The organism is Amycolatopsis sp. WAC 04182, from assembly GCF_003947465.1.
Lineage (GTDB): Bacteria > Actinomycetota > Actinomycetes > Mycobacteriales > Pseudonocardiaceae > Amycolatopsis.
This window is the reverse complement of record NZ_QHJJ01000002.1, coordinates 287,929-314,286: the sequence shown is the minus strand read 5'-3', so window position 1 is coordinate 314,286 and position 26,358 is coordinate 287,929. Positions and strand designations below refer to the sequence as shown.

Below are 26,358 nucleotides of genomic sequence, written 5' to 3'. Positions count from 1 at the left end.
AAGAAATGCCTACGCTGGAAATCAAGGATCTGCACGCCTCGGTCACGACCGAGGAGGGCCCCAAGGAGATCCTCAAGGGCGTCAACCTGACCATCAAGTCGGGCGAGACCCACGCGATCATGGGCCCCAACGGTTCGGGCAAGTCCACGCTGTCCTACGCCATCGCCGGTCACCCCAAGTACGAAGTCACCTCCGGGCAGGTCCTGCTCGACGGTGAGGACGTGCTCGAGATGAGCGTCGACGAGCGTGCCCGCGCGGGCCTGTTCCTCGCCATGCAGTACCCGGTCGAGGTTCCGGGCGTGTCCATGTCCAACTTCCTCCGCACCGCGGCCACCGCGGTCCGTGGCGAGGCCCCCAAGCTGCGCCACTGGGTCAAGGAGGTCAAGGAGGAGATGGGCAAGCTGGAGATCTCGTCCGAGTTCGCCGAGCGTTCGGTGAACGAGGGCTTCTCCGGCGGCGAGAAGAAGCGCCACGAGATCCTGCAGCTGGCGCTGCTCAAGCCGAAGATCGCCATCCTCGACGAGACCGACTCCGGCCTCGACGTCGACGCGCTGCGCGTCGTGTCCGAGGGCGTCAACGAGTTCAAGGCCGGCAACGACGCCGGCGTCATGCTGATCACGCACTACACGCGGATCCTGCGGCACATCACGCCCGACTTCGTGCACGTCTTCGCCGGCGGCAAGATCGTCGAGTCCGGCGGCCGTGAACTCGCGGACGAGCTGGAGGAGAACGGGTACGTCAAGTACACCGGCTCCGCCGAGACCGCCGCCGTCTGATCACTGAACCTCACGACTACACCGAGAGGAGTTGGCCCGATGACCACCACCACGGCTAACTCTGTACCGCTGGACGTAGCGGCCATCAGGGCCGACTTCCCGATCCTGACCCGCACGGTGCGGGACGGGAAACCCTTGGTGTATCTGGATTCCGGTGCGACGTCCCAGAAACCGGCGCAGGTGCTCGAAGCCGAGCGCCGGTTCCTGGAGACCTCGAACGCCGCGGTGCACCGCGGCGCGCACCAGCTCGCCGAGGAGGCGACCGACGCCTACGAGTCCGCCCGCGTGCGGATCGCGGAGTTCGTCGGCGCCTCCCCGCACGAGCTGGTGTTCACCAAGAACGCCACCGAGGGCATCAACCTCGTCGCCTACGCGATGAGCAACGCCGCCACGGCCGGTCCCGGGGCCGAGCGGTTCAAGATCGGTCCCGGCGACGAGATCGTCATCACCGAGATGGAGCACCACGCGAACCTGGTGCCGTGGCAGCAGCTCTGCCAGCGCACCGGCGCGACGCTGAAGTGGTTCTCCGTCACCGCGGACGGCCGCCTCGATCTGTCCAATGTGGACGAGCTGATCACCGAGCGGACCAAGGTGCTGGCGTTCACGCACCAGTCCAACGTGCTCGGCACGATCAACCCGGTCGAGTTCCTGGTGAAGAAGGCCCGCAAGGTCGGCGCGCTGGTCGTGCTGGACGCCTGCCAGTCGGTGCCGCACTTCCCGGTGGACCTGCACGCGCTGGACGTCGACTTCGCCGCTTTCGCCGGGCACAAGATGGTCGGCCCGTACGGCATCGGTGTCCTTTATGGACGCCGCGAGCTGCTCGAAGCGATGCCGCCGTTCCTGACCGGTGGTTCGATGATCGAGCTGGTCCGCATGGAGCAGACCACGTTCGCCGCGCCGCCGCAACGGTTCGAGGCGGGCACCCCGATGACGTCGCAGGCCGTCGGTCTCGGCGCGGCCGCCGACTACCTGTCGGCGATCGGCATGGACCGCGTCGCAGCGCACGAGCACCTCCTCACCGAGGCGGCGCTCACCGGGCTCGGCGAGATCCCGGGCGTGCGGATCATCGGCCCCACCGACATGACCGACCGCGGCGGACTGGTGTCGTTCGTCATCGACGGCGTCCACCCGCACGACTCGGGTCAGGTGCTGGACAGCCTCGGCGTCGCCGTCCGCGTCGGGCACCACTGCGCGTGGCCGCTGCACCGGGCCTGCTCGGTGCCCGCGACCGTGCGCGCGTCGTTCTACGTCTACAACACACTGTCCGAAGTGGACGCACTGGTGAACGGTGTGCGTGAGGCGCAGAAGTTCTTCGGGGTGGCGTGATGAACCTCGAGAGCATGTACCAGGAGATCATCCTGGACCACTACAAGAACCCGCACGGCCGCGGCCTGCGCGAGCCGTTCGACGCCGAGTCGTTCCAGGTCAACCCGACCTGCGGCGACGAGGTGACGCTGCGGGTGAAGGTCGACGACGGGAAGGTCGCCGACGTCTCCTACGAGGGACAGGGCTGTTCGATCAGCCAGGCTTCCACTTCGGTCTTGACGGATCTCGTCGTCGGGCACACCGTGGAGGAGGCGTTCACCACCATGGACGCCTTCGTCGAGCTGATGCAGGGCAAAGGGCAGATCGAACCGGACGAGGAAGTGCTGGAGGACGGCATCGCCTTCGCCGGCGTGGCCAAGTACCCGGCCCGCGTGAAATGCGCCCTGCTCGGGTGGATGGCGTTCAAGGACGCCGTCGCCCGCACGACCAACGGAGTTGAGACGGCATGACCGAACAGCAGACCGAAACCCGCGAGGGGCGCACGGCCGCCGACCTCGACGCCGAGACCGCCGCCGCCCCGGACGCCGCCGACGTGGCGAAGGTCGAGGACGTCGAAGAGGCGATGCGCGACGTCGTCGACCCCGAACTCGGCATCAACGTCGTCGACCTCGGGCTGGTCTACGACATCCGGGTCGAGGCGGACAACACCGCCACCATCGACATGACCCTGACCTCGGCGGCCTGCCCGCTGACCGACGTCATCGAGGACCAGACCGGTGCCGCGCTCGTCGGCGGGGGAACCGGACTGGTCAAGGACTTCCGGATCAACTGGGTCTGGATGCCGCCGTGGGGTCCGGAGAAGATCACCGACGACGGCCGCGAACAACTGCGGGCGCTCGGCTTCACCGTCTGATTCTCGCTTTTTGCGCGTGAAGGCCCCCTTCCCTCGGCTCAGCCGAGGGAAGGGGGCCTTCACGCGCTTCTGGGGTGGGTTGGCGGCGCCGAGCGTATAACGGCCTATACCGCGTCGCAGGCGCGAGTGGCGGTTTCGCGTGTCTGGATGGACGACCCACGGCAGAACCCCGCCCGGGCGCGTGTCGTCCGTCGGATCACGCGTGTCGTCCGGTCAAGCACGCGAAGCGTCGGCACCTGGACCCAATGCCCGGCCCGCGCGCGTCGCAATAAGCTCCCGGCATGATCGTCCGGTCCATCGCGCTGTTCGCGCTCGCCGCGTTGCTGGAAATCGGCGGCGCCTGGCTGATCTGGCAGGGCGTCCGGGAGCACCGCGGCTACCTCTGGATCTGCGCGGGCGTCGTGGCACTCGGTCTCTACGGCTTCGTCGCGACACTCCAGCCCGATGCGAACTTCGGCCGCATCCTCGCCGCGTACGGAGGAGTGTTCGTCGCGGGTTCGCTGGCGTGGGGGATGGTCGCCGACGGCTACCGGCCGGACCGCTACGACGTCATCGGTGCTTTGATCTGTCTCGCAGGGGTCGGGGTCATCATGTACGCGCCTCGAGGTTGAGCGAACGGCGCTAGTCTGCGCTGTGACCGAAACGGATTTCCCCGCTCCGCCCGCCGACAGACCCGGGCCGAAGCGAAGATTCTCGCCGCTCCTGTTCGTGATGCTCCTGCTGGCGGTCGTCGGCGTGGGCACCGGGGGGTACGGGTTCGTGACCCTGATGAACTATCGCATGGCGAGTGTTCCCAGCGGCGGGATGTTGCCCACGGTCCAGCCTGGGTTGGTCGTGCTCTACCGCTGGACCCCGCTCGCCGAGATCCCTCGCGGCGCGGTCGTGCTCGTGGAGCTTTCCGCGTTCCCGGACGCGAGCCCCGGCGACGGTCAGATCATCAAGCGGGTGATCGGCGTCGGGGGTGATCAGGTCGTCTGCTGCACGAACGACAACCTGATCACCGTCAACGGGAAGCCGGTCAAGGAGCCGTACGCCGACGACGACAACGGGTACGGCCGCAAGGAGTACCAGCCGTTCAGCGTCCAGGTGCCGCCGGAAGCGGTCTTCGTCGTGGGGGATCAGCGGAACAACTCCCGCGACTCGCGGCTCTACGTCGGCATGCCGGGCGACGGCGCCGTGCCGCTGTCGAAGGTGAACGGGGTCGTCGTCGGCATCGGGGGCACGCTCAACGCCGAGCCCTTCCTGCAGACCACCGCTTTCGTCGAGGCCGGCCTTCCCGGGGATCCCGTGTCCGACACCGGATTCCGTAGCTCGCGGAACCTCGCGTTCGCCGGCACCGGACTCGTCGTCCTCGGTGTCATCGGGGCGATCGTGATCGTTGTCCGCTCCGCCGGAAAACGACGAAGAGCAGCCGCAATCCCACCAGCGCACTGACCACCAGCAGGTTGTAGCCGAACATCTGGTGCAGCGTGACCCCGTCCAGGACCTCCGGGCCGGTCGCGCTGCCCAGCAGCAGCACGGCCATCAGCCCGGTGGCCACGCCGACGAACGCCAGCAGGATCTCGTGCACCAGTCCGGTGACCACGTCGCGGTCGCGTTCGTCGGAGAACAGCCGGACGTTGACCGAAAGCCTGCCCTGTTCCAGCGCGTTGCCGATCCGGTCGACGCGGCGCGGCAGCCGCCGCAGCACCGGCAGGAGCGCCATCAGTTCGTTGGTGGCCGTGGACCGCAGGGACTCCGGTCGCAATCCGGCACCGACCTGCTCGGCGGCGTAGGCGCGGGATTCGACGACGATGTTGAATCCCGGCGCCAGCGCGGCCAGCGTTCCCTCCAGGGTGGCCAGCGCGCGGAACACGGCGGCGATCGGCGGGGGCACGCTGAGCCGGAAGTCGGCGATCACCCGGAACAGATCGGTGAACATGTCCAGATCCGGCGCCTGCCCGTGGTTGAAATGCTTGGCCACCAAGGATCCCAGTGCCCGCTCCAGGCGTCGCTCGTCGATCTCGTCCGGCTGGTCGACGATCTCCAGCAGACCGTCGCGCAACGCGGCCGGGTCGCCGCGGTCGAGGGCGAGGATGAGGTTCTGCAGCCCGCCGCGCAGGCCCGAGTCGAGCCGCCCGACGGAGCCGAAGTCGAGCAGGCCGAGCCTGCCGTCGGTGAGCAGCAGGACGTTGCCGGGATGCGGATCGGCGTGGAAGACACCGCTGCCCATCACCTGGCCGAGCACGCACCGCAGCATCGACCGCGCGAGCTTTGCCCGCTCCGCGACCGGAACCTGCTCCCTGGCGGCGGCGAGCGGTTTGCCTTCGAGGCGCCGCATCACCAGTACCCGTTCCGTGGACAGTTCTTTGTGGACGGTCGGCAGGGCGACCTCGGTGCCGGGGTAGGCCGCGGCGACCGCTTCGATGTTCCTGGCTTCGGTGCGGAAATCGAGCTCTTCGACCAGCGCGTCGGCGAATCCCTCGGCGAGGTCGACGACGCCGAGCGAACGCGCCCAGCCCGCGCGCAGGTCCAGCGCGGCCGCCACCCGGCGGACGATGTCGAGGTCCCGGTCGACCAGCGCCTGCACGCCGGGCCGCTGCACCTTGACGACCACTTCCTGCCCATCGCGCAGCTTCGCCCGGTAGACCTGCGCGATCGACGCGGCCGCGATCGGTTCCGGGTCGAATTCGGCGAAGATCTCGTCCGGGTTTCCGCCCAGTTCCTCCCGCAGCACCGTCGCGACCTCGTCGGCGTCGGCGAAGGCGACCTGATCCTGGAGTTTGCTGAGCTCGTCGACGAACACCGGAGGGAGCAGATCGGACCGCGTCGAGAGCAACTGGCCGAGTTTCACGAACGTCACGCCGCCCTCCTCCAGCGCGCGGCGCAGCGATCGCGCCAGTTTGGCGTGCCGGACCTGGGCGAGTCCGGGTTCGCGGCGGCCGGTGAGGTACCGGCCGAGACCGTGTTTGATCGCGATCCGGGTGATCTGCGAGTAGCGCCGCGTCCGGGCCGCGCGGCGGCGCATCGACCGGATCCTGCCGATCAGGCCGAGCCCCGAACCCGACGGAAGGACGAACTCCGCGACGAACAGGAAGATCAGCGTCGCGAGGAACGCGCCGCCCGCCACCGGGATGACCAGTCCGGCGAAGGCCCCGCCGGTGTACATCGGCGTGGGGAACGCGCTGAGGATGCCGCCGGCGACCAGCCAGCCGAAACCGGCGGCGCAGAACGCGCGGATCACGCCGATCCGCACACCCAGCACGCGCCGGGCGGCGACCACGAGCGGCCACAGCATCAGCGCGTAGACGGGCAGGGTGAGCAGGCCGAGCAGCAGGTTCATGCCGAAGAGCTCATCACGCGCAGTCCGCGCGGGATTCCCGCTCCGGCGGGACGGTACTCACCCTTGAGAGGGAGCGGACCCCGAAGTTGTACGTCGTGGTCGCCTCGCGGGGCGCGAACAGGACGCCGAGAACGGCGATCGCCGCCGCGGCGAGGAAGCCGGCACGGAGGTCGAGGAGATCGCCGAGGAGACCGATGAGCGGTGCCCCGGCGGCCTGGCCGAGTGCCAGCGCCAGGAAGGCCACGCCGACACCGAACGCGGGTGCCGTCGGGTAAGCCCTGGTGCCCCAGAGGATCAGCACACCGGTCAGTCCGATGTAGACGGCCCCGAAGAGCGCGGCCGCGATGACGAGCGCCGGGAGGGACCGGGTGGCGAGCGCGAAGAGCGCCGTGGCGACGGCGAACAGGATCATCCCCGCCGACCAGGCCCGGCGCAGTCCGGCCCGCGAGGTCAGTTCGGCGGTGAACGCGCCCGCCAGGCCGACCGCGCCGAGGACGATCCACACCACCGTCGAAGCGGTCTCGTCGAGGCCGCCGACGCTCACGGCGATGTCCCTGCCGAAGGTCCAGATCGCCGCGCTGGCCAGGCCGAGCGTCGCGGCGGCGGGCAACAGCCGTCCGGTGGCGGGCGGGAACAGCGGCACCGGCAGCCCACGCGCGCGGTCTTCCTTGACCGGCGGCACGACCCGGGCGATCCACAAGGTCACCAGCGCCGAGGCCGCGGCGAAGGCCCACCAGGCCATTCGCCAGTCACCGACGGCGAGCAGGGCGACCGGGCCGGAGATCAGCACACCGAGTCCGGTCCCGGCGTTCACCACGGACTGGGCGCGGTCACGGCGGGTCGCCCGGACGACGCGTGAGACCGCGTCGGCGAGTGAAGGGGAGGCCAGGCCTGTGCTGGCGCCGGCGAGGACGACGCCGAGCGCGAGCACGGCGGCGTTCGGCGCGGCCGCGATCAGCGCGGTTCCCGCCGTGGCCGTCGTTCCGGCGGCGAGCGCGCCCGCCCGCGCTCCCCAGCGGGTCGTGACGGCGGTCGAGACGACGACGGCGAGGCAGTACGCGACGTAGCTTCCCGCCGCTATGGCGCCGAGAGCGCCGCCGTCGAGGTCGAACTCCGTCCGGAGGGTCGGTGCGAAGAGGCCGTACGCGTACCTCGCGAGTCCGTACGAGACCGCGATCAGCGCCAACCCGGCCGCGGTGAGGGTCAGCTCGCGTTTGTACGAAGAAACCATCAGCACTCCTCAATGTGTATACCGATCGGTATACCTCAGGAGTGTTCCCGCATTTCGCGCGCAGGTCAACCGATCGGTATACTCGGACCCATGCTGACCCCAGCCGGCGAGCGCGTCCTGACCGCCGCGAGTGAGCTCTTCTACCGAGAGGGCCTCAACGCGGTGGGCGTGGCGGCCGTGGCCGAAGCCGCGGGCGTCACGAAGAAGACCCTGTATGCGTGCTTCGGGTCGAAGACGGAGCTCACCGTCGCGTACTTACGACGTCGGCACGACGTCTGGTGGGCGTATCTCGAAGAGCGGCTGGCCGAAGCCGATCGGCCTCGGGCGCTCGTGGTCTTCGACGCCTACATCGACCACCCCCGGCTCGGGAGTGACCGGGGGTGCGCGTTCCTCAACGCGGCGGCCGAGCTGCCCGCGGGGCATCCCGGACTCGACGTGATCCGGCGGCACAAGGCGGCGGTACGGGCGAAATTCGCCGAACTCCTCCGTGAGGACGCCCCGGGCGCGGACGATCCGGAAAGGCTCGCGGAGCAGCTCTTCCTCCTCGTCGAGGGCGCTGTCGCGCATACCGGGATCGACGGGGACGCGCATCGGGTCACCCTCGCGAGGGAGATCGCGGAGATACTGATGCGGGATCCGCGTACGGCCGGCACCCGCTAGAAAGAGCGCATGCGATTTTTCGGCCCGCTCGTCGACCGGGCGACCTACCGCCGGTGGGTGTACTTCATCCTCGGCGGCGCGCTGAGCGTGCCGTACATCCTCTTCGCCGCCATCGTGGTGCCGTCGTTGCTTCCCCTCGTCGTGACGGTGGATCGCGGCATCGCCATCGCGCTGATCACCGTCGTCCTGGTGATGGTCGCGTCGTCGTTCATTCCCGCCGTCCGGGTGCTGGAGGGCGCGGCCGTGCGGGAACTCCTGGACGATCCCGTGCCCGGCGTGACGTTCGGGCCCGCGTCGAGCTGGCCCGTCCGGCTGCGGTCGACCGCGATGTTCCTGCTGCACGTGAGCACCGGCTGCGTCGTCAGCCTGGTGAGCCTGGCCGTCCCGGTCGCGTTCGGGTTCACGATCGCGGCTCCCTTCACCGGCCGGATCGCACTGTCCACCGAGGACCCGATCGAGGTGCCGAAGGGCTGGGCGAGCGCGTGGATCCCGCTGGCATTCCTGCTCGGCGTCGTCGCGCTGGCCTACGTCGTATGGGGAGCGGGCGCGGTGCTGACCCGCTGCGCCAAGAGCCTGCTGGGGGTCTCGGCCGCGGAGCGGATCGCCCAGCTGGAGAAGCGCACCGAGCAACTCGCCGAACGCAACCGGCTCGCGCGCGAACTGCACGACTCAGTCGGGCACGCGCTGAGCGTCGTGACCATCCAGGCCGGGGCCGCGCGCCGGACGCTGAGGTCGGATCCCGATTTCACCGAGCAGGCGCTCACCGCCATCGAGGACTCCGCGCGCGCCGCACTGGACGACCTGGATCACGTGCTCGGACTGCTGCGTGACGAGGCGTCGTCGCGGACGCCGCAATCGGGCCTGGCGGAGCTGCCCGCGCTGGTCGAAGCGACCCGGCTGGCGGGCGCCGAGGTGGCGGCGGAGGTGCGGGGTGAACCGTCCTCGGTGCCGCCGGTCGTCTCCCGTGAGGCGTACCGGATCTTGCAGGAATGCCTGACGAACGCGCTGCGGCACGCCGGTAAGGTTCCGGTGACGGTCCTCGTCGACGCCGGAACGGAGCTGTTGCGCCTGCGGGTGTCCAACCCGCTCGGCGCCGCGTCGCCGTCGCGCGACGGGGGCGGCCGGGGGCTGCGGGGAATGACGGAACGGGTGGAAGTGCTCGGAGGCACGATCACCGCGGGCCGTGCGGACGGATTCTGGAAGGTCGAGGTGGCGGTGCCATGGGGGAAACGGCGATGAGCATCGGGGTGCTGCTGGTCGACGACGAACAGCTCATCCGGGCGGGGCTGCGGGCGATCGTCGCCTCCGAGCCCGACCTGGAGGTCGTGGGCGAAGCGTCCGACGGCGCCGAAGTGCCGGGACTGGTCTCACGGTTCCGGCCCGACGTCGTGCTGATGGACGTCCGGATGCCCTCGGTCGACGGCATCCGCGCGACCACGCATCTGATGTCCACTATGGACAACCCGCCGAAGGTGATCGTGGTGACCACCTTCGAAAACGACGACTACGTCTACGACGCCCTGCTCGCCGGCGCGAGCGGCTTCCTGCTGAAGCGGGCGCGGCCCGAGGAGATCGTCGCGGCGATCCGGACGGTGGCGGCGGGGGAGTCGCTGCTGTTCCCGGCCGCGATCCGGCGGCTGGCCGCGCAGCAGGCGAACCGGGGTCCGCAGGACGGCCTCGCCGGCGCCGGGCTCACCGAACGCGAGAGCGAGGTGCTGCGGCTGATGGCGGGTGGACTGTCCAATGTGGAGATCGCGGGCGAGCTGTACCTCGGCGTGCAGACGGTCAAGACGCACGTCGGGAACGTGCTCGCGAAACTCGGCGCGCGGGACCGGACGCAAGCGGTGATCAAGGCCTACGACACCGGATTCGTCACACCGGCGGGCTGAACGCGGTAGGGTTCCGGAGTGGACACCAACGTCAATCGCCGTCGCCTGCTGGGGCTGGGCACGGTCGCCGCCGCGGGCGCTGTGCTCGGGACGGCGCAGGTCGCTCAGGCCGCCGAAGAGTCCGAATCAGACACTCCCGCCGCCGACGCCTCGACCGCCGCACGCCGGATTTCCCAGGTGTACGCCCGGGAAACCGCGAAGGCGGGCGGCACCTGGTCGTCCTACGTCAGCGTCGCGGATTCCGCCGGGAACCTGGTGCCCGCCGTCTCCGAGCGGGCCGACGAGGTCGTCGAGGCGTACAGCGTCAACAAGATCGCCGTCGCCACCGCGGTGCTCGACAAGATCGACCGCGGGCTGCTCACTTTGGACCAGCGCGTCGACGTCACGGCCGACATCGTCATCAAGGACACCGACGGTATCTTCGCCCTCGACGGCGCGTACCCGAGTTCGGTGACGCTCGGGCACGCGATGGCGGCGCTGCTGACGCTGTCCGACAACACCGCCGTCCGCCTGTGCGGGCTGGTCTGCCCGGCCGCGGAGCTCAACGAGATCCTGCGCGGCAAGGGATTCGTGCACACCCAGGTCGTTCCGGTGGCGAACCCGAACCGCTTCTTCCTCGGCAAGACGACTCCGGCCGAAACGCATACGCTGCTGCGGAAACTGGTCGGCGGGACACTGCTCTCGGCGAAGTCCACCGAGTACCTGCTGAACATCCTGCGCTCGCTGAGCGCGTTCACCGACGGCGTGCGGCTCGGGCTGACCTCGGCCGAGCGGCTGCGCGTCGCCACGAAGGCGGGCTGGTTCAACGACGGCCGCAACGAGGCCGGGGTGATGTTCAGCGCGGACGGCAAGCCGATCCTGACCTATTCGCTGTTCGCCTCCGGTGAGTTCGCGGGCGATCCCGCGGTGAACAAGGATGACTACGCAGCGACGCATCCGGCGCTGAAGGCGCGGGCGAAGCTCGGGAAGACGATGTTCCGCTCGGTCGAGAAGCTGACTGCCGCCACCGCGCGCACGTACGCGGCCGCTCCGTATCGGGCGACCAACGGCGGCTGAAGGACGCTTTCCCCGCATAGGACGCGGCGAAGGGCGCTTTCCCTGCATGTGATGCGGGGGAAGCGCCCTTCAGCTATTCCAGGGCGGCGACGATCAGTGCGGCCATCGCGGCGGGATCCCCGTTTTCGGGGCGCAGCACCAGATCCGGGCTCTCCGGCTGCTCGTAGGGCGCGTCGACCCCGGTGAACCCGCTGATCTCACCCGCCCGTGCCTTCGCGTACATCCCCTTGGGATCGCGGTCTTCGCAGACTTCGAGCGGCGTGTCGACGAAGACTTCGAGGAACGGCAGCCCGGCCGCCTCGTGCGCGGCGCGGGCGAGTTCGCGGTCGGCCCGGTACGGGCTGATCAGGGAGACCACCGAGACCACACCGGCGTCGGCGAACAGCTTCGCGACCTCGGCGACGCGGCGGACGTTCTCGGCGCGATCGGCGGGGCTGAAGCCGAGATTCCCGTTCAGCCCGTGCCGGAGGTTGTCGCCGTCCAGCAGGTACGCGGGCCTGCCGGACGCCACCAGCCGCCGCTCCAGTTCCACGGCCACACTCGACTTCCCGGACGCGGAAAGCCCGGTGAGCCAGACGGTGAGGCCGCGGGTCGCCCGTTCCGCCCGGCTGACCGCGGCGGTGTGCCAGACGACGTTCGACGCGGTCACGCTCGGACCGGTGATCATGCCCGCCGCGACCGTCGCCCCGGAATGCTCGTCGACGAGGAGAAAGCCGCCGGTGGAGCGGTTGCGGCGGTAGGAATCGAACAGCAGCGGCTGTCGTGCGCGCAGCCGGATCCGGCCGATTTCGTTGAGTGACAACGACTCCGCGGTCTCGTCGCGGTGCAGGGTGGTGACGTCCAGCCGGTAGTCCAGGTCGCGGATCTCGGCCTTGGTCTCCCTGGTGGTGTGCCGCACGACGTAATTGTTCCCTGCTTTCAAAGCTCCTTGTTCGGAGAACCAGCACACCATCGCGTCAACGTCCCTGCTGGTGTGAGGACGGTTGCCGGGGCGGCAGATCAAGTCGCCGCGACCGAGGTCTAGGTCGTCGGTGAGCTCGATCGTGACGGCCTGCGAGGCGAAGGCTTCGGTGATCGTGGTGCCGCCGGGTCCCCAGATCGCGCGCACCGTCGTGGTGAAGCCGGAGGGCAGCACGACGACCTCGTCGCCGGGTTTGAACACCCCGCCCGCGATGGTGCCCGCGTAGCCCCGGAAGTCGCGGCTGTGCTCCCGGATCACGTACTGCACGGGGAATCGCGCATCGATGAGGTTGCGATCCGACGCGACATGCACTTGTTCGAGGTGATGCAGCAGGGAAGTCCCTTCATACCAAGGCATACTGGCGCCCCGGTGCACGACGTTGTCGCCGTGCAGCGCCGACATCGGCACGAAGGTGAGATCGTGCACCTGGAGTTTCATGGCGAAGCGGCGGAACTCCTCACGGATCTCCTCGAAGCGTTCCTGAGACCAGCCGACCAGGTCCATCTTGTTGACGCACAGCACCAGATGCGGGATTCCCAGGAGGCTGGCCAGGAACGCGTGCCGCCGCGACTGTTCGAGCACGCCTTTGCGGGCGTCGATCAGGATCAGCGCGAGATCCGCGGTGGACGCGCCCGTGACCATGTTCCGGGTGTACTGGACGTGCCCCGGCGTGTCGGCGATGATGAACTTCCGTTTGGGGGTGGCGAAATACCTATGGGCGACGTCGATGGTGATGCCTTGTTCGCGTTCCGCGCGGAGACCGTCGGTCAGCAGCGCGAGATTCGGGTACGCCTCGCCGCGGTCGCGGCTGACGCGTTCGATGGCTTCGAGCTGGTCGGTGAACACCGTCTTCGCATCGAACAGCAGACGGCCGATCAGGGTCGACTTCCCGTCGTCGACACTGCCCGCGGTCGCGAGGCGGACCAGCGAAGCGCTCATCAGAAGTAGCCTTCCTTCTTCCGGTCTTCCATGCCCGCCTCGGAGATCCGGTCGTCGGCGCGGGTCGCGCCGCGTTCGGTGAGCCTGCTGACCGCGACCTCGGCGACCACTTCACTCGGCGAAGTCGCCGTCGACTCGACGCAGCCGGTGCAGGTCGCGTCGCCGACGGTCCGAAAGCGAACCGTTGCCTGGTAAGGACTTTCACCTTCGTTCAGGGTGAGGAAGCGGGTGTGTGCGAGCAGCATGCCGTCCCGCTGGACGACCGGGCGCCGGTGCGAGTAGTAGATCGACGGCAGGTCGACGTTTTCGGCTTCGATGTACTGCCAGATGTCGAGTTCGGTCCAGTTCGACAGCGGGAAGACGCGGATGTGCTCGCCCTTGCGGTGCCTGCCGTTGTAGAGGTCCCAGAGCTCCGGCCGCTGATTGCGCGGGTCCCATTGGCCGAACTCGTCGCGGAAGCTGAACACGCGCTCCTTCGCGCGGGCTTTTTCTTCGTCGCGCCGCGCTCCGCCGAAGACCGCGTCGAAGGAATGCTCGCGGATTCCCCGCAGCAAGGCCGCGGTCTGGAGACGGTTGCGGCCGGCCTTCGGGTCTTCGACGACCCGGCCCGCGTCGATGTCGTCCTGGACGCTGGCGACGACGAGCCTGAGCCCGTACCTGTCGACGGTGCGGTCACGGAACTCGATGACCTCGTCGAAGTTGTGCCCGGTGTCGACGTGCATCACCGGGAACGGTGGCGGCGACGGCCAGAACGCCTTGGCCGCCACGTGGAGCATGACCATCGAGTCCTTGCCGCCGGAGAAGAGCAGGGCCGGTCGTTCGAAGGTCGCCGCTACCTCGCGGAAGATGTGCACGGCTTCGGCTTCCAGTGCTTCGAGATGGGTGAGCTCGTATGCCGGGGACGCCATCGTGACCTCCGTGGTTCGAGATCAGAAAAGTAGAACAAGTTCTTGTGCTTGGTCAAGGGCTGGGGGACGCTGTCGGCATGGACCTGGTCGCGCTCGAAGAGATCCGTCGCCTCAAAGCCCGCTACCTCCGCTGCCTCGACCTCAAGCTGTGGGACGAGATGGCCGAGACCCTGACCGTCGACGCGCACGCGCGCTACGGCACGCCTTCGTACGGCAAGCCGCTGACCTTCGAAGGCCGTGAAGCGATCGTCGAGTTCTTCCGGAACGCGGTCGGCCCCGGCATCACGACGGTGCACTTCGCCGGGCAGCCGGAGATCGACGTCGACGGCGACACCGCGACGGGCACGTGGCTGATGCGGGACAAGGTGATCGTGCCCGAACACCGGGTGCTCATCGAGGGCGCGGCGTACTACGAGGACACGTATCGGCGGGTGGACGGCGTGTGGCTGACCGCGTCGACCCAGTACGACCGGCTGTACGAGACGATGATGTCGATGGACGACGTGCCGAGCCTCAAGCTGACCGCGAACCGCTGGTCTTCCTGAACTCCTGCGTTTAGTCCTCTGAATGCGGTCCTTGCGCGTGCAGCTACCGCATTCAGAGGACTAAACGCGGGGGTGGCGGCCGCCGGATTCGGTGGTGACGGCGTCGGCGGTCGCGACCAGTGCCGCGCCCCGCCGCGCGATCTCGGCACCGGTGATCGGTTCGCCGACCGAAAGGGTGAGCACCAGCTCCTGCCGCCCCGAAGCGTCGAAAGTCGGCGCGGCGAGCAGGCTCACCGCGTGCTTGCGGCGCGGCTCCAGATCGGCACCGAGGTAGACGCGCTCGCCGAGACTTGAGACGAGTTCCCCCACCAGCCCGCGCACTTCCGGCGGAAGTTCCTCCGCGCCGACGCCCGCCATCAGCGCGTAGAGCCGCCGCCCCGCAGAAGTGAGGCTCTCCACCAGGTAGCCGTGCTCCCGGCATTCGGCGACGACGCGACGCAGATGCGCTTCGTCCAGCCGCACCGGCACGGTCGGGGGTTTGGTGAGCCATGCGTCGAACGCCGCGTCGGAATCCCACAGCACGTACATCAGGCCGACCGGTGGCGCGAACGGATAGGTCTCGCCCAGTTTGATCCGGCCGGGACCGGCGCTCTGCAACATCAGGATCCGGTCGCCGACCACGGCCGACGCGGTGCATGTCGCGCCGTATCGCCTGCTCAGCTCCTCCAGATGCCGGCGCGCGACCTCGCTCGCGCCGAATCCTTCGCTCGCGACGCGGCCGGCGGCGACCACCGCCGGTCCGAGCCGGTACGTGACCGGCTGCGGGTCCCGGACCAGGTAACCGCCCGCCGTCAGCTCCGTGACGATGCCGAGACAGGTCGGTTTGGCCAGGTCCAGCTCGCGGGCGAGCTCCGACAGGCCGAAGCGACGGCCTGGATGCGCGGCGAAGAAGTCGAGCAGCCGCACGACTCGCTCGGTGGGCGGTGAGCGTCGGGTCATTGACCCATCCTTAGAACGCGTTCTAGTCTGATGGCGCGAAGAACGTACCAAGTCGGTACGTATTTGTACCAGTATGAGGAGTCGCCGGTGCTCACTCAACCGTTCGCGGACGCGATCGTCGAAGCCGAGAAGGTCATCGCGGAGGCGCCGCACATCCGGACCGAACAGGACCTGGTGGAGGGGTACGACTACCTCGCCGGCAGTATCCGCGCGTCCCTGCAGATGGCGTGGGCCTACGAACGGGACTATCCGTTCTTCACCCAGTCCACCGGGCCGTACACGAAGATGGGCCTGGACAACCCGGACACGCTGTACTTCAACGCGAACATCCGCGAGGACCGCGAATACGTCGTCACCGGGACGCGGGGGAGCACGGCCGACGTCAGTTTCCAGGTCCTCAACGGCGACTATTCGCCCGTCGAGGTACCGGACAGTCTCGCCGCGTTCGACGACCGCGAGATCGAGATCGCCGAGGACGGCTCGTTCGAACTCCGCTTCGGACCGGCGACACCCGACCCGGGACCGAACTATTTCGTCCTCGGCCCGGGTTCGTCGATGCTCGTGGTGCGCGAGGTCTACAGCGACTGGGCCACCGAACGGCGCGGCACCATCCAGATCCAGTGCGCCGACACCGCGGGTGGCGCGCCCGCGCCGCTCACCCGCGACGGGCTGGCCAAACGCTACGGCGTGACCGGCAAGATCCTACTGAGCAGGCTCCGCACCTTCCTCGCCTTCCCGAAATGGTTCTATCTGAACCTGCCGGTGAACACGATGACCGAGCCGCGGCCCACGCCGGGCGGCCTGACCACCCAGTACTCCTCGGCCGGGCACTATGAACTCGGCGACGAAGAGGTCATGATCGTGACGGTGCCGCGGTCGGACGCGCCGTACCAGGGCATCCAGCTCGGCAGCGTCTGGTATCTCTCGCTGGACTACATCAACCATCAGACGAGCCTCACCGCCGACCAGGCGCGCGTCGATCCGGACGGCAAGATCCGCTTCGTGATCAGCGAACGCGATCCCGGTCTGGCGAACTGGCTCGAACGCACCGGGCACGACCGCGGGTACGTCCAGATCCGCTGGCAGCGCCTGTCCCGCGCGCTGGACAAGACCGACGGTCCCGAGGTCGAGGTGGTGAAGTTCGGTGAACTCGCCGACCGGTTGCCGTTCCACGACGAGGCGCGCGTGACCCCGCGGGAATGGGCGGACCGGATCTCGGCCCGCCAGAAGGCCGTCGCGGCGAGGATGCTGGGATGACGGATCTGTTGCGGGACAAGGTGATCGTGGTCTCCGGGGTCGGCCCGGGGCTCGGCAGGTCGATCGCCGTGCGCTGTGCCGCGGCGGGTGCCGACGTCGTCCTCGCGGCCCGTACCGAATCCCGGCTCGCCGAGGTCGCCAAGGAGGTCGACGCGCTCGGCCGCCGCGCGGTCGCCGTGCCCACCGACATCACCGACGACGCTTCGGCGGCGAACCTCACCGAGGCCGCGGTGAAGGCGTTCGGCCGGGTGGACGCCTTGGTGAACAACGCTTTCGCGATCCCGCCGATCATGGATCTCGCCGACGTCGACCTCGCCGACGTGCGAGCGGGCTTCGAAACCAACGTGCTCGCCGCGCTTCGGCTCACTCGCCTGTTCACTCCTTCGCTCGCCGAGAGCGGCGGTTCGGTGGTGATGATCAATTCGGCCGTGCTGCGGCATTCCCGGCGGACGTTCGGCGCGTACAAGATGGCGAAAGCGAGCCTGCTCGCGCTCGCGCAGAGCCTTGCCTCGGAACTCGGGCCGCGGGGGATCCGGGTCAATTCCGTGGCGCCGGGCTACATCTGGGCGGACTCGCTGAAGTGGTATTTCGCTTATCTGGCCAAGGAACGCGGGGTGCCGCCGGAGCAGGTGTACGCCGAAACGGCGGAGACGATCGACCTGCGCCGCCTGCCGGAACCGGACGAGATCGCCGACACCGTCGTGTTCCTGGCCTCGTCGCTCGCCCGGTGCGTCACCGGTCAGTGTCTCGACGTCAACGCCGGCGAATACCACCACTGAAGGGAAGAACATGCTGCCAGGGCGGGAAAACGTTGGCACCGTGGAGGATCTGCACGCGTCGGCGGCAAAACTCACCGGGCTGGACGACTTCGGCGGTGACGACCATCTCGACGGCCTCCGCGTGCTGCTGGATTCGTACGCCGGCGAGGCGGGCCTGACCCCGTACGGCAACAAGATCCATCGCGCGTTCCTGCGCGGCGCACTGGTGGCGAGGTCGTTGAGCGAGGCCTCGTGGAAGCAGAATCCGGAGTACGCCGACGTTCCCGTCGAGCGCCCGATCTTCGTCACCGGCCTGCCTCGCACCGGGACCACGGCACTGCACCGGCTGCTCACCGAAGATCCGGCGCACCAGGGCCTGGAAGTCTGGCTGACCGAAGTGCCGCAACCACGTCCGCCCCGCGAGACCTGGGCGGAGAACCCGGTCTTCCAAGGAATACAGGCGGGTTACGAGAAACACCACGTCGAACATCCCGAATTCATGGGCCTGCACCACATGTCCGCCGACCAGGTCGAGGAATGCTGGCAGCTCCTGCGGCAGTCGCTGAAATCGGTGTCCTACGAATGCCTCGCGCACGTGCCGTCGTACTCGCGGTGGCTGGACGGGCAAAGCTGGACCGACGCCTATCGCAGACACCGGCGCAACCTGCAGCTCATCGGCCTGCCGGACGCCGGGCGCCGGTGGGTGCTCAAGAACCCGAGCCATCTCTTCGCGCTCGACGCGCTGCTGGAGGTGTACCCCGACGCGCTGATCGTCCAGACCCATCGCGCGCCGAGCACGATCGTCGCGTCGGTGTGCAGCTTGAACGAGCAGGCTTCGGAGGGCTGGTCCGACGTCTTCCGCGGCGACGTGATCGGCCGCAGCCAGCTGGACCTCTGGGCGCGCGGTGCGGAAAAGTCTCTGGAGGCAAGGAAACGGCACGATCCGGCGCAGTTCTGCGATGTCCGGTACGAGGATTTCGTCGCCGACCCGATCGGTACGGTCGAAGGCGTCTACCGGCATTTCGGGCTGCCGTTGAGCGACGCAGCCCGGGACGCGATGACCGTCGTGCACACCGAAAGCCGTTCCGGGGAAAGGAAACCCGTGCACCGGTACGACCTCGCTGACTTCGGGCTCACCGCCGGCGAGGTCGACGAACGCTTCTCGGCCTACCGCGCCGCCTACGCCCTCTGAACTCCCGCATTCAGAGGACTAAACGCGACGGGGGTCAGAAGCCGGCGGCCGCGCGCTGGGAAGGCAGGCCGCGCGTCGTGATCCCTCGCAGGACCTCGACGCGGTCCGAGCCCGGCCGCCCGAGCACCCAGCTCGAGCCGGGGACCTCCTTGGCGCGTTTCTTCAGCGGTGCCAGGAGCCGGGAAGCGTCCTTGTAGGACCCGATCGCTCCGTGCCCGCACACCAGGGTCGCCAGCGAAACCGTCACCGGCAGCCCGTCGGCCGACCACGCCGTGTCCAGCAGCGCGGCGGCGACCGTGCCGATCTCGTCGACGTCGCAGGCGATCAGGAAGTCGTCCCCGCCGACATGGCTGACGCGCATCCGGCGCAGCCGCGCCTCCAGGTCGGTGAGGGTCCGGCCGAGCGTGCGGATCAGGTCGTCGCCCGCGGCGAACCCGGCGGTGTCGTTGACCGTCTTGAACGAGTCGACGTCCAGCCAGGCCGCGACGAACGGCTCCCGCGCGTTGATCCGGCGGTCGACGTCCCTGGCGACGGCGTCGCTGCCGGGCAGGCGGGTCAACGGGCTCAGCGAGACCGCCTCTTCGACCTTCGCCTCGGCGACCCCGCGGACGACCTCGTTCACCAGCACCACGCCGACGCACCGGCCACGATCGTCGACCACCACGACGTCGTCCCCGGTCCGGCCCCAGTCCGCGTCGGTGACCAGTTCGAGGAATTCGAGCGCGCTCGCGTCGGCGTGGATCGTGTGCGGCCGGTCCGCGAGCCGCGACGCCGGCCGTTTGGCGTGCAGGGCGTGGCCGTACAACCCGGTGACCGCGACCAGGAACCGGGTCCGGTCGATCGACCACTGTGGACGGTGCCGGTCGTCGATGCCGACGATGCCGCTCGGTCCGTCGGCGGCGGCCAGCACCTCGCGCACGTCGTCGCAGGTCGCGTCTTCCGGCAGCGTGGTCGCGGGCCGGAGGAAGTCGCCGACGCGGCGCGCGCGGGCGGTGCCGGGGATGAACGGCCCCGGCGCGTCCGGCGCGGGTAACGGCGCGTGGTCGCCGTCCGGCGGGGCGAGCAGGTTGCCCTGCGCGATCCGCACCCCGAGCCGCCGAGCGGATTCCAACTGCTCGGTGGTCTCGAGCCCGGTCGCGACCAGGCGGTTGTCGGTGCGCGACGCGAAGTGGAGCACCGCCTCGACGACCGCGACGGCGGCCGGGTCGTGTGGCAGGCCGCGCAGCACGCTGCGGTCCAGTTTCACCAGGTCGACGGGCGCCGAAGCGAGCAGCGTGAGCGGGAGGTCGCCGCGGCCGAGGCCGTCGAGCGCGAGCCGGAACCCGAGGTCGGTGAGCCGTCGCATCCCGGTGAGCAGCAGGTCGGCGGGGATCTGCGTGAACGGCGGCCCGATCTCCAGCACGACGTCCCTGGTCCGGCGGCCCGCCAGGCTGAGCGCCTCGGTCAGCGGGTCGAAGTGGGCGGGCGGTGCCGCCACGGTCCGGGCGGACAGGTTCAGGTGCAGGGGGAGGGCGGCCTGCGGTTCACGCAGCTGCCGGACGGCCTCGGCGGCCAGGCCGACGTCGACCTCGGCCAGCCTGCCGCTGCGCCGGGCGTCGGCGAGCAGTTCGTGGGCGGTGCCGCGGCCTGGCCGTGCCAGTGCTTCGAACGCGACGACGCCACCGGTGTGCAGGCTGTACAACGGCTGGTAAGCGAAGCGGACAGCGATCTGCAACGTCACAAGCGCATGTTCTCCGCTGGCGGCGGGAAACGAAATACGTGTCAACTGATGTTCATCGCGAAGGCACCTGGGTTACCTAGAACGGCGTAACGCACGCCACCCGATCAGGTGTTTTCTTACTGTCCATGGTGACATCCGGAAAAGTGCCGACATCGCTTCGGTGTTACCCGAAACATCTTCGCGACCGCTGGTGAATGCCCGCTGGAGCCCGGTGGGCAGCGTGAAGAACAGATCGAAGAACACCGGGACCACTTCGGCAGGCATTCCGCACAGCGCCCGCAGCCCGTGCCGCCGCAACCCGTGCACGGCGCGTGCCGGGGACGGCCACAGCGCCCGGTGCGCCGCCGACGCCGCCGCGGCGGGACCTCGATCCCAGGCCCGGACGACGGCGTCGGCCACCGGATCCGCGAGCCGGATCGCCGTCGCGACGCTGTACCCGGTCGCCGGATGCACCAGGGCGGCGGCGGTCCCGAACGGCACGGTCCGGCCGCGTTGCGGGATCGGCGCGTCGAGCACGATCCGGACGCGTTCTTCGCGCCCGCGCGACGTCAGCCCGACGGCCTTCAGCCGGGCTCGCAACCGCGCCGCCAGGACGTCGAGCGGCAGGCCGGGCCTGCGTGCCAGCGAGGTCTCCTCGACCAGGACGGTGCCGTCGCCGAGCGGCAGGACGTACAGGAACCCGGACTCGGTCTCCCTCCAGTCCATGAACACGGCGGTGTCCGGATCGTCCACCAGTCGCAGCGCGTCTTCGGCTGGGAGGACGGCGCCGAACGCGGTCTGTTCGTACCGGTCGCCTCGCAAGCGGACACCGGACGCGTCGACGTACAGGCCGGTCGCGAGGATTCGTCCGTCTTCGAGGCGCACTGACGAACCCTGTCCGCCGTGGTCCACACCGGACACCGTCCCGGCGACGACGTCGTAACCACCGTCGAGCCACGTGCGCAGACCTGCGTTGTCCAGCACCAGGTAGCGCCGATCCAGGACGTGCGGCCTGGTCCCGAAGGCGAGCGTGGTCGAAGGCGTGCACGCGACGGCGCTCTCCGGAAGCGAGGGCAGTTCGTCGGCGAAGGACCCGTAGGTCGCCCGCCAGCGTCGGCCAGGCGCCGGGTCGACGAGGGTCGTTTCCAGGCCGCGCCGCGCGCAGGCACGCGCGAGCGCTCGTCCGGCCGGGCCGCCGCCCGCGATCACCACGTCCGCCACCTGGGCAGTGTCTCTCAAAGCCCCGACAGATACCGTGTGACGCATGGAACAGACGGACCCGAGGGCGTGGCGGCGCGATCCGGAGAGCGCGAACGCCGGGTTCAGCGACCTCGCCACGAGCCCGTTCCGGATCGACCGGGACCGGATCGCCGCTTCGCCGTTCTTCGCCCGGCTCGGCGGCGTGACCCAGGTCGTCAGCGCCGGGGGCGCCGGGCTGCTGCACAACCGGCTCACGCACAGCCTCAAGGTCGCGCAGGTCGCGCGCGCCATCGCCGAGCGGATCAACGCGAGCAGCGATTCCGCCGAACTCGCTGCGAAACTGGGCGGCTGCGATCCGGACGTCGCCGAGGCCGCCTCGCTCGCGCACGATCTGGGACATCCGCCGTTCGGGCACCTCGGCGAGCAGACCCTGGACCGGATCGCCCGCCACCGCTTCGGCCTCGCCGACGGTTTCGAAGGCAACGCGCAGTCGTTCCGGATCATCACGACCACCGACGTGCGCGGCCCGTCCGCCTCCGGGCTCGACCTCACGACGGCGGTGCGCGCCGCGGTGCTGAAGTACCCGTGGGCGCGGTTGCACGTGCCCGACCCGCATCCGACGTCGATGCCCGTCCAGCCGCGCGGGGCGGCCGAACCCGCCGACGCCCCCGGCACCGGCGCGAGCAAGTTCTCCGCCTACAGCACCGAACTCGACGACTTCGCCCAGGCGCGTGCCCCGTTCGACGGCCGGATCGAACCCTGGCAGCAGACCGTCGAAGCGTCCGTGATGGACACCGCCGACGACATCGCCTACGCCATCCACGACCTTCAGGACTTCCACCGGATCGGTGTCCTGCAGCACGCGCCGGTCGCCGCCGAGTTCTCCGGCTGGGTCGACCACGCGCTGGAACTGGCCGGACTGGACGAGGCGACCTTGACCGCGGAACGGCGGCTGCCGGGCCGTTCGCTGGAACGGCTGCGCCGCCGGATGCACGCCAAGGACGGCTGGATCGTCGACGACGACGCCTTCACCAGTGCCGTCGCCCGTGTCCGCGCCGAACTCGTCGACGGCCTGCTCGCCACCGGCTTCGACGGTTCCATCGAGGCCGAACAGGCCACCGCCGCCTTCTCCTCGAAGTGGACCGCGCGGCTCGTCGACGGCGTTCAGGTGGTGGCCTCGCCTTCGACCCGGACAGGGCATCTCACGCTGCGTCCCGCCCAATGGCACGAGGTCCAGGTGCTGAAATTCGTGCACCGCCGGTTCGTGCTGCTGCGCCCGGAACTCGCGCTGCACCAACGCGGACAGGCGAGCCTGGTGACCACGCTGGTCGACGCGCTCGACGCGTGGCTGCTCGACCGCGACGAGTTCTACCGGCTCCCGCGACGGCTGCACGACTTGGTGGAACTGGCGCAGTCCGAGTTCTCCGCGCTCGCGCGGACGTCGCCGGAACTGCTCATCGGAGCGACCGGGGAGCCGGTCACCGGTGCCGACGCCGTGCGCGGTCTGGCGCGCGGGCGGGCGGTCGTCGACTTCGTGGCATCGTTGACGGACAAGCAGGCGGTGACCCTTTTGGACGGCTTGTCGGGCCGCGCTTCGCAGCCCTGGTCGGACTCGTTCGTCCTGTGACGACGCGATTACCCTGAACGGCCCACGGTCTGCGGCCGAATCCGGAAAATCTCCATCCGACGTCACCCGAACGGCTCCTGCCGCCGGTGCACGCTCGGTACTTAGCTTGATCGAGCCGGTGATCGCCGGCGTCGGTCAGCGTGAGTCGGGGCACGCGCCTAGGAATCGGAGGCGCACGTGCGTCCAACCCGTTCTAGTAGGAGAAGAAGAACGATCCTGACCGCGGGCACCGCAGCCCTCGTCACCGCGCTCGGCCTGGTGAGCCCGCCCGTCGCGGCGGGGATGAGCGGATCGTCCCCGGACGCGTTCTCGGCGAACACCGTCCGGCAGATCGAGGCGTTGCAGTCGATCAAGAAGAGCCAGAACGCCGGCGAGTCCAAAGTGGACAGCCGACTGCTCGTCGAACAGAAACTCCGCGCGCAGCGGATGTCGGCCTCCGCGGTTCCCGCACTGGGGTCTGGGGCGAATGTCTCCGCGGCCGGCACCGTACTCGTGGACATCCGGGGCCAGGTCTCGGAAGAACTCCTCAAGGGACTGCGTGAATCCGGTGCGGGGATTCGCGCGGTGTCCGAACGGTACGGCAGCGTGCGCGCCGAGGTTCCGCTGAACGCGGTCCCGGCGATCGCGGCCCGCGCCGACGTCAAGAAGGTCGAGACCGCCAACGAGGCGTTCACCGCCCGGCAGCTCGCCGAACCCGCCACCGCGGGCAAGCGGGAGAGCAAGGAAGAGAAGGCCGCCCGGATCGCGGACGAGCTGAAGAAGGCCGTCGACGCCAAGGGACAGGCCGGTATCGCGGCCGGACCGGTCAACAGCGAGGGCGACCGCGCGCACAACGCCGACACCGCGCGTCAGCAGTTCGGCGTCACCGGTGTGGGCACCAAGATCTGCGCGCTCTCCGACGGGATCGACTCGCTCGCGACCTCGCAGGCGCGCGGCGAACTCCCGGCGGGCGTCGACGTGATCCCCGGCCAGGAAGGCGACGGCGACGAGGGCACCGCGATGCTCGAGATCATCCACGATCTCGCGCCGAACGCGGCGCTCGGTTTCGCCAGCGCGTTCAACTCCGACGCCAGTTTCGCCGACAACATCCGCAAACTGCGGTTCGACGCGGGGTGCGACGTCATCGTCGACGACGTCCTGTACTTCAAGGAATCGCCGTTCCAGGACTGGATCATCGCCCAGGCCGTGAACGACGTGACCGCCGACGGCGCGCTGTACTTCTCCTCGGCCGGTAACGAAGGCAACGTCACCGACGGCACTTCGGGCCACTGGGAAGGCGACTTCGTCGACTCCGGCAAGAGCGTCGGCAAATACGCCGGTACCGCGCACAACTTCGCCGGTGCCGCGGGCAACCAGATCTTCCAGCCGCTCTCGAACGCGTCGGGCCGGGTGCCGGTCACGTTGTTCTGGTCCGACCCGCTGGGTCGCTCGAACAACGACTACGACCTGTACCTGCTGAACGCGGCGGGCAACGTCGTCGACTTCAGCCAGGACGTCCAGAGCGGCACGCAGGACGCCTACGAGCGGGTGGACACCACGGGCGTCGCCGGACTGCGTCTGGCCATCGTCAAGTTCTCCGGTGAAGGGCGCTACCTGTCGCTGTCCGCGCTGCGCGGCCGGTTCTCCGACTCGGCCGACGGCCTCAAGGCCTACACCAGCCCCGGCGTGACCGTCGGTCACTCGGCCGCGCGAGACGCGTTCAGCGTCGCGGCGGCACCGGCGGCCACGGCGTTCCCCCGAGCCCTCGAGCCGGGCGACCCGGCCAACCCGGCCGGCCCGTTCCCTGGTGCGTTCGGCGCGAGCACGAAGGTCGAACGGTTCACTTCGGACGGTCCGCGACGGGTGTTCTTCCAGGCCGACGGCACGCCGATCACGCCGGGCAACGTCTCCGCGACCGGTGGTGAGGTCCGCGCCAAGCCGGACATCACCGCGGCCGACGGCGTCTCGACCAGCGTCACCGGCTTCACCACGTTCTACGGCACGTCGGCCGCCGCGCCGCACGCCGCCGCGATCGCGGGACTGGTGCTCTCGGGCAACCCGGGGCTGCCCCCGGCCGAGGTGCGCGAGGCGTTGATCAACACCGCAGTCGACATCCTGGCGCCAGGCCGCGACAACTCCAGCGGCGCAGGCGTCATCCTCGCCGACAAGGTGCTCGCCTACACCGGCGCCAGCCCGCAGCCGCTCGCGTCGGCGGGCCAGCCGACGGTCACCCCGAACGACGGCGGTTCCGCGCTCGACCCGGGCGACACCGCCAAGGTGACCTTGCCGGTGACCAACCGCGGCGACGGCACCGCGATGTCCACCAGCGTCGTGCTCTCCAGCCCGACCCCCGGCGTGACGGTGGCGCCGCGGTCGAAGTCGTACGGCACGATCAGCCCCGGGCAGACCGGCGTGAACGACTTCACCATCACCGTTCCCGCCACGCAGGAGCTCGGCGTGCCGGTGGTGCTGAACGCGCGCGTGACCTTCGCGGGTTCGTACTCGCCGACGACGTCCACGTTCTCCCTGCCGGTCGGCACCCCGTCGCCGGTGGCGCAGAACTTCGCCTACGCCGGTGACGCCGTGGCGATCCCGGACAGCGACCCGACCGGTGTGACCGTGCCGATCACGGTGAGCGGGGTCGGGCGCGCGTCGAAGCTGACGTTCTCGGTGGACGGGGCGACCTGCAGCGCGGACCAGACTTCGACGACGGTGGGCATCAACCACTCGTACGCCGGTGACCTGGTCGGCACGCTGACGTCGCCCTCGGGTGCGAAGGCGACCGTGTTCCAGCGCAGCGGCGGCTCGGGCAACAACCTGTGCCAGGTCGTCTTCGCCGACAACGCGGCCACCGCGTTCAGCTCGGTGAGCGCGGCGAACGCGCCGTTCACCGGCACCTACAAGCCGGCGCAGGCGCTCGGCGGTCTGGCCGGCGGTTCAGCCGACGGCACCTGGAAGTTCACCGCGGTCGACGTCGCCGGTGGCGACACCGGGTCGATCCGGGCGATTTCCTTGCACATCAACGGTTTCGTTCAGCCCGGTGTGGCGGAGCGGCCCGCGGGTGTCGGGAAGTCGGTGGGGCGCGGGCCGGTGAAGCCGGTCTAGTCCTTTCGGTTTGCGCGTGAAGGCCCCCTTCCCTCGGCTGAGCCGAGGAAAGGGGGCCTTCACGCGTGCTGGCTGTTTCGCAACGCACGCACGTCTGCCGTGGCCGCGAACGGCGACAGCCGCACGGGCAGGGCCT

Annotated in this window: 23 protein-coding genes; 16 read left to right on the top strand and 7 right to left on the bottom strand. The window is 69.4% G+C overall.

All coding sequences use genetic code 11. From position 1 onward, the window contains the following. Positions 1–5: 5 nt before the first annotated feature. The 6 genes from sufC to lepB all read left to right on the top strand — a co-directional run bounded on the left by sufC (position 6) and on the right by lepB (position 4,389). The gene (gene sufC / locus DMH01_RS08625; RefSeq protein ID WP_034311806.1) at positions 6–776 is read left to right on the top strand and encodes a Fe-S cluster assembly ATPase SufC; all 771 of its coding nucleotides are present in this window, start codon (positions 6–8) and stop codon (positions 774–776) included. 39 nt (positions 777–815) lie between these two features. Next, a complete protein-coding gene (locus DMH01_RS08620; RefSeq protein WP_125674923.1) occupies positions 816–2,102 on the top strand; it encodes a cysteine desulfurase in 1,287 nt (428 codons plus the stop codon). Further along, on the top strand, positions 2,102–2,551 hold the full coding sequence (sufU, locus tag DMH01_RS08615) for a Fe-S cluster assembly sulfur transfer protein SufU (RefSeq protein ID WP_034311809.1): 450 nt from the start codon (positions 2,102–2,104) through the stop codon (positions 2,549–2,551). Before DMH01_RS08620 ends, sufU begins: the two co-directional genes overlap by 1 nt. Then, the gene (locus tag DMH01_RS08610) at positions 2,548–2,955 is read left to right on the top strand and encodes a metal-sulfur cluster assembly factor (protein ID WP_034311811.1); all 408 of its coding nucleotides are present in this window, start codon (positions 2,548–2,550) and stop codon (positions 2,953–2,955) included. The genes sufU and DMH01_RS08610 overlap by 4 nt, the downstream gene beginning before the upstream one ends. A 281-nt stretch (positions 2,956–3,236) precedes the next feature. Beyond that, positions 3,237–3,566, top strand: a complete 330-nt coding sequence (locus DMH01_RS08605; protein WP_125674921.1) for a YnfA family protein — start codon at positions 3,237–3,239, stop codon at positions 3,564–3,566. 22 nt (positions 3,567–3,588) lie between these two features. Beyond that, positions 3,589–4,389 carry a signal peptidase I gene (gene lepB, locus DMH01_RS08600; RefSeq protein WP_125674919.1) on the top strand — a complete coding sequence of 267 codons (801 nt, stop codon included), beginning with the start codon at positions 3,589–3,591 and terminating at the stop codon, positions 4,387–4,389. Here lepB and DMH01_RS08595 read toward each other — a convergent pair. Then, entirely contained in the window at positions 4,313–6,277 is a 1,965-nt protein-coding gene (locus DMH01_RS08595; protein WP_125674917.1) for an AarF/ABC1/UbiB kinase family protein, read from the bottom strand. The genes lepB and DMH01_RS08595 overlap by 77 nt on opposite strands. Positions 6,278–6,290: 13 nt before the next feature. Then, positions 6,291–7,508 (bottom strand): MFS transporter, encoded by a 1,218-nt coding sequence (locus tag DMH01_RS08590; RefSeq protein WP_125674915.1) that lies wholly within the window; start codon positions 7,506–7,508, stop codon positions 6,291–6,293. A 90-nt stretch (positions 7,509–7,598) separates the two neighbouring features. Here DMH01_RS08590 and DMH01_RS08585 point away from each other — a divergent pair, with 90 nt between their 5' ends. From DMH01_RS08585 to DMH01_RS08570, 4 genes are read left to right on the top strand one after another with little or no spacing between them, the layout of a single operon-like run. After that, a complete protein-coding gene (locus DMH01_RS08585; RefSeq protein WP_125674913.1) occupies positions 7,599–8,168 on the top strand; it encodes a TetR/AcrR family transcriptional regulator in 570 nt (189 codons plus the stop codon). 9 nt (positions 8,169–8,177) lie between these two features. Next, positions 8,178–9,407, top strand: a complete 1,230-nt coding sequence (locus tag DMH01_RS08580) for a sensor histidine kinase (protein ID WP_125674911.1) — start codon at positions 8,178–8,180, stop codon at positions 9,405–9,407. Further along, positions 9,404–10,057, top strand: a complete 654-nt coding sequence (locus tag DMH01_RS08575) for a response regulator transcription factor (protein ID WP_125676621.1) — start codon at positions 9,404–9,406, stop codon at positions 10,055–10,057. The genes DMH01_RS08580 and DMH01_RS08575 overlap by 4 nt, the downstream gene beginning before the upstream one ends. A gap of 18 nt (positions 10,058–10,075) precedes the next feature. Then, entirely contained in the window at positions 10,076–11,113 is a 1,038-nt protein-coding gene (locus DMH01_RS08570) for a serine hydrolase (RefSeq protein ID WP_125674909.1), read from the top strand. A 73-nt stretch (positions 11,114–11,186) separates the two neighbouring features. Here DMH01_RS08570 and cysC read toward each other — a convergent pair whose 3' ends face one another. Both cysC and cysD read right to left on the bottom strand, forming a co-directional pair. Continuing rightward, positions 11,187–13,013, bottom strand: coding sequence for an adenylyl-sulfate kinase (cysC, locus tag DMH01_RS08565; RefSeq protein ID WP_125674907.1), 1,827 nt, complete (start codon positions 13,011–13,013; stop codon positions 11,187–11,189). Continuing rightward, positions 13,013–13,921, bottom strand: coding sequence for a sulfate adenylyltransferase subunit CysD (gene cysD / locus DMH01_RS08560; protein WP_125674905.1), 909 nt, complete (start codon positions 13,919–13,921; stop codon positions 13,013–13,015). The genes cysC and cysD overlap by 1 nt, the downstream gene beginning before the upstream one ends. 77 nt (positions 13,922–13,998) lie before the next feature. On the opposite strand from cysD, the gene DMH01_RS08555 reads away from it, so the two are divergent. Further along, entirely contained in the window at positions 13,999–14,466 is a 468-nt protein-coding gene (locus tag DMH01_RS08555) for a nuclear transport factor 2 family protein (protein WP_125674903.1), read from the top strand. 60 nt (positions 14,467–14,526) lie between these two features. Here DMH01_RS08555 and DMH01_RS08550 read toward each other — a convergent pair whose 3' ends face one another. Further along, positions 14,527–15,405, bottom strand: coding sequence for an IclR family transcriptional regulator (locus DMH01_RS08550; protein WP_125674901.1), 879 nt, complete (start codon positions 15,403–15,405; stop codon positions 14,527–14,529). Between the two features lie 87 nt (positions 15,406–15,492). On the opposite strand from DMH01_RS08550, the gene DMH01_RS08545 reads away from it, so the two are divergent. Genes DMH01_RS08545 through DMH01_RS08535 form a run of 3 tightly spaced genes read left to right on the top strand, consistent with a single transcriptional unit; the run spans position 15,493 to position 18,612 of the window. Further along, positions 15,493–16,662 (top strand): DUF1214 domain-containing protein, encoded by a 1,170-nt coding sequence (locus tag DMH01_RS08545; protein ID WP_199745411.1) that lies wholly within the window; start codon positions 15,493–15,495, stop codon positions 16,660–16,662. Further along, positions 16,659–17,441: an SDR family oxidoreductase gene (locus DMH01_RS08540; protein ID WP_125674897.1), complete on the top strand. Its 783-nt coding sequence runs from the start codon at positions 16,659–16,661 to the stop codon at positions 17,439–17,441. Before DMH01_RS08545 ends, DMH01_RS08540 begins: the two co-directional genes overlap by 4 nt. Positions 17,442–17,451: 10 nt before the next feature. Further along, complete coding sequence (locus tag DMH01_RS08535; RefSeq protein ID WP_125674895.1) at positions 17,452–18,612, top strand: sulfotransferase; 1,161 nt, start codon at positions 17,452–17,454, stop codon at positions 18,610–18,612. A 34-nt stretch (positions 18,613–18,646) separates the two neighbouring features. Here the strand turns inward: DMH01_RS08535 and DMH01_RS08530 are convergent, their stop codons facing one another. After that, positions 18,647–20,332 (bottom strand): GGDEF domain-containing protein, encoded by a 1,686-nt coding sequence (locus tag DMH01_RS08530; RefSeq protein WP_125674893.1) that lies wholly within the window; start codon positions 20,330–20,332, stop codon positions 18,647–18,649. 72 nt (positions 20,333–20,404) lie between these two features. Next, positions 20,405–21,532 carry a lycopene cyclase family protein gene (locus DMH01_RS08525; RefSeq protein WP_125674892.1) on the bottom strand — a complete coding sequence of 376 codons (1,128 nt, stop codon included), beginning with the start codon at positions 21,530–21,532 and terminating at the stop codon, positions 20,405–20,407. Between the two features lie 43 nt (positions 21,533–21,575). Here DMH01_RS08525 and DMH01_RS08520 point away from each other — a divergent pair, with 43 nt between their 5' ends. After that, positions 21,576–23,138 carry a deoxyguanosinetriphosphate triphosphohydrolase family protein gene (locus DMH01_RS08520; protein ID WP_125674890.1) on the top strand — a complete coding sequence of 521 codons (1,563 nt, stop codon included), beginning with the start codon at positions 21,576–21,578 and terminating at the stop codon, positions 23,136–23,138. A gap of 213 nt (positions 23,139–23,351) precedes the next feature. After that, positions 23,352–26,222: a S8 family serine peptidase gene (locus DMH01_RS08515; RefSeq protein ID WP_125676619.1), complete on the top strand. Its 2,871-nt coding sequence runs from the start codon at positions 23,352–23,354 to the stop codon at positions 26,220–26,222. Positions 26,223–26,358: the final 136 nt, after the last annotated feature.

Excerpts from the sequence above, each read along its gene's own strand:
- DMH01_RS08620 (WP_125674923.1), top strand. The coding sequence starts at position 816 with ATGACCACCACCACGGCTAACTCTGTACCGCTGGACGTAGCGGCCATC.
- DMH01_RS08590 (WP_125674915.1), bottom strand. The coding sequence starts at position 7,508 with ATGGTTTCTTCGTACAAACGCGAGCTGACCCTCACCGCGGCCGGGTTG.
- DMH01_RS08585 (WP_125674913.1), top strand. The coding sequence starts at position 7,599 with ATGCTGACCCCAGCCGGCGAGCGCGTCCTGACCGCCGCGAGTGAGCTC.
- cysC (WP_125674907.1), bottom strand. The coding sequence starts at position 13,013 with ATGAGCGCTTCGCTGGTCCGCCTCGCGACCGCGGGCAGTGTCGACGAC.
- DMH01_RS08595 (WP_125674917.1), bottom strand. The coding sequence starts at position 6,277 with ATGAACCTGCTGCTCGGCCTGCTCACCCTGCCCGTCTACGCGCTGATG.
- DMH01_RS08555 (WP_125674903.1), top strand. The coding sequence starts at position 13,999 with ATGGACCTGGTCGCGCTCGAAGAGATCCGTCGCCTCAAAGCCCGCTAC.
- DMH01_RS08520 (WP_125674890.1), top strand. The coding sequence starts at position 21,576 with ATGGAACAGACGGACCCGAGGGCGTGGCGGCGCGATCCGGAGAGCGCG.
- DMH01_RS08575 (WP_125676621.1), top strand. The coding sequence starts at position 9,404 with ATGAGCATCGGGGTGCTGCTGGTCGACGACGAACAGCTCATCCGGGCG.
- DMH01_RS08540 (WP_125674897.1), top strand. The coding sequence starts at position 16,659 with ATGACGGATCTGTTGCGGGACAAGGTGATCGTGGTCTCCGGGGTCGGC.
- DMH01_RS08605 (WP_125674921.1), top strand. The coding sequence starts at position 3,237 with ATGATCGTCCGGTCCATCGCGCTGTTCGCGCTCGCCGCGTTGCTGGAA.
- sufC (WP_034311806.1), top strand. The coding sequence starts at position 6 with ATGCCTACGCTGGAAATCAAGGATCTGCACGCCTCGGTCACGACCGAG.
- cysD (WP_125674905.1), bottom strand. The coding sequence starts at position 13,921 with ATGGCGTCCCCGGCATACGAGCTCACCCATCTCGAAGCACTGGAAGCC.
- sufU (WP_034311809.1), top strand. The coding sequence starts at position 2,102 with ATGAACCTCGAGAGCATGTACCAGGAGATCATCCTGGACCACTACAAG.
- DMH01_RS08610 (WP_034311811.1), top strand. The coding sequence starts at position 2,548 with ATGACCGAACAGCAGACCGAAACCCGCGAGGGGCGCACGGCCGCCGAC.
- DMH01_RS08580 (WP_125674911.1), top strand. The coding sequence starts at position 8,178 with ATGCGATTTTTCGGCCCGCTCGTCGACCGGGCGACCTACCGCCGGTGG.
- DMH01_RS08550 (WP_125674901.1), bottom strand. The coding sequence starts at position 15,405 with ATGACCCGACGCTCACCGCCCACCGAGCGAGTCGTGCGGCTGCTCGAC.
- DMH01_RS08535 (WP_125674895.1), top strand. The coding sequence starts at position 17,452 with ATGCTGCCAGGGCGGGAAAACGTTGGCACCGTGGAGGATCTGCACGCG.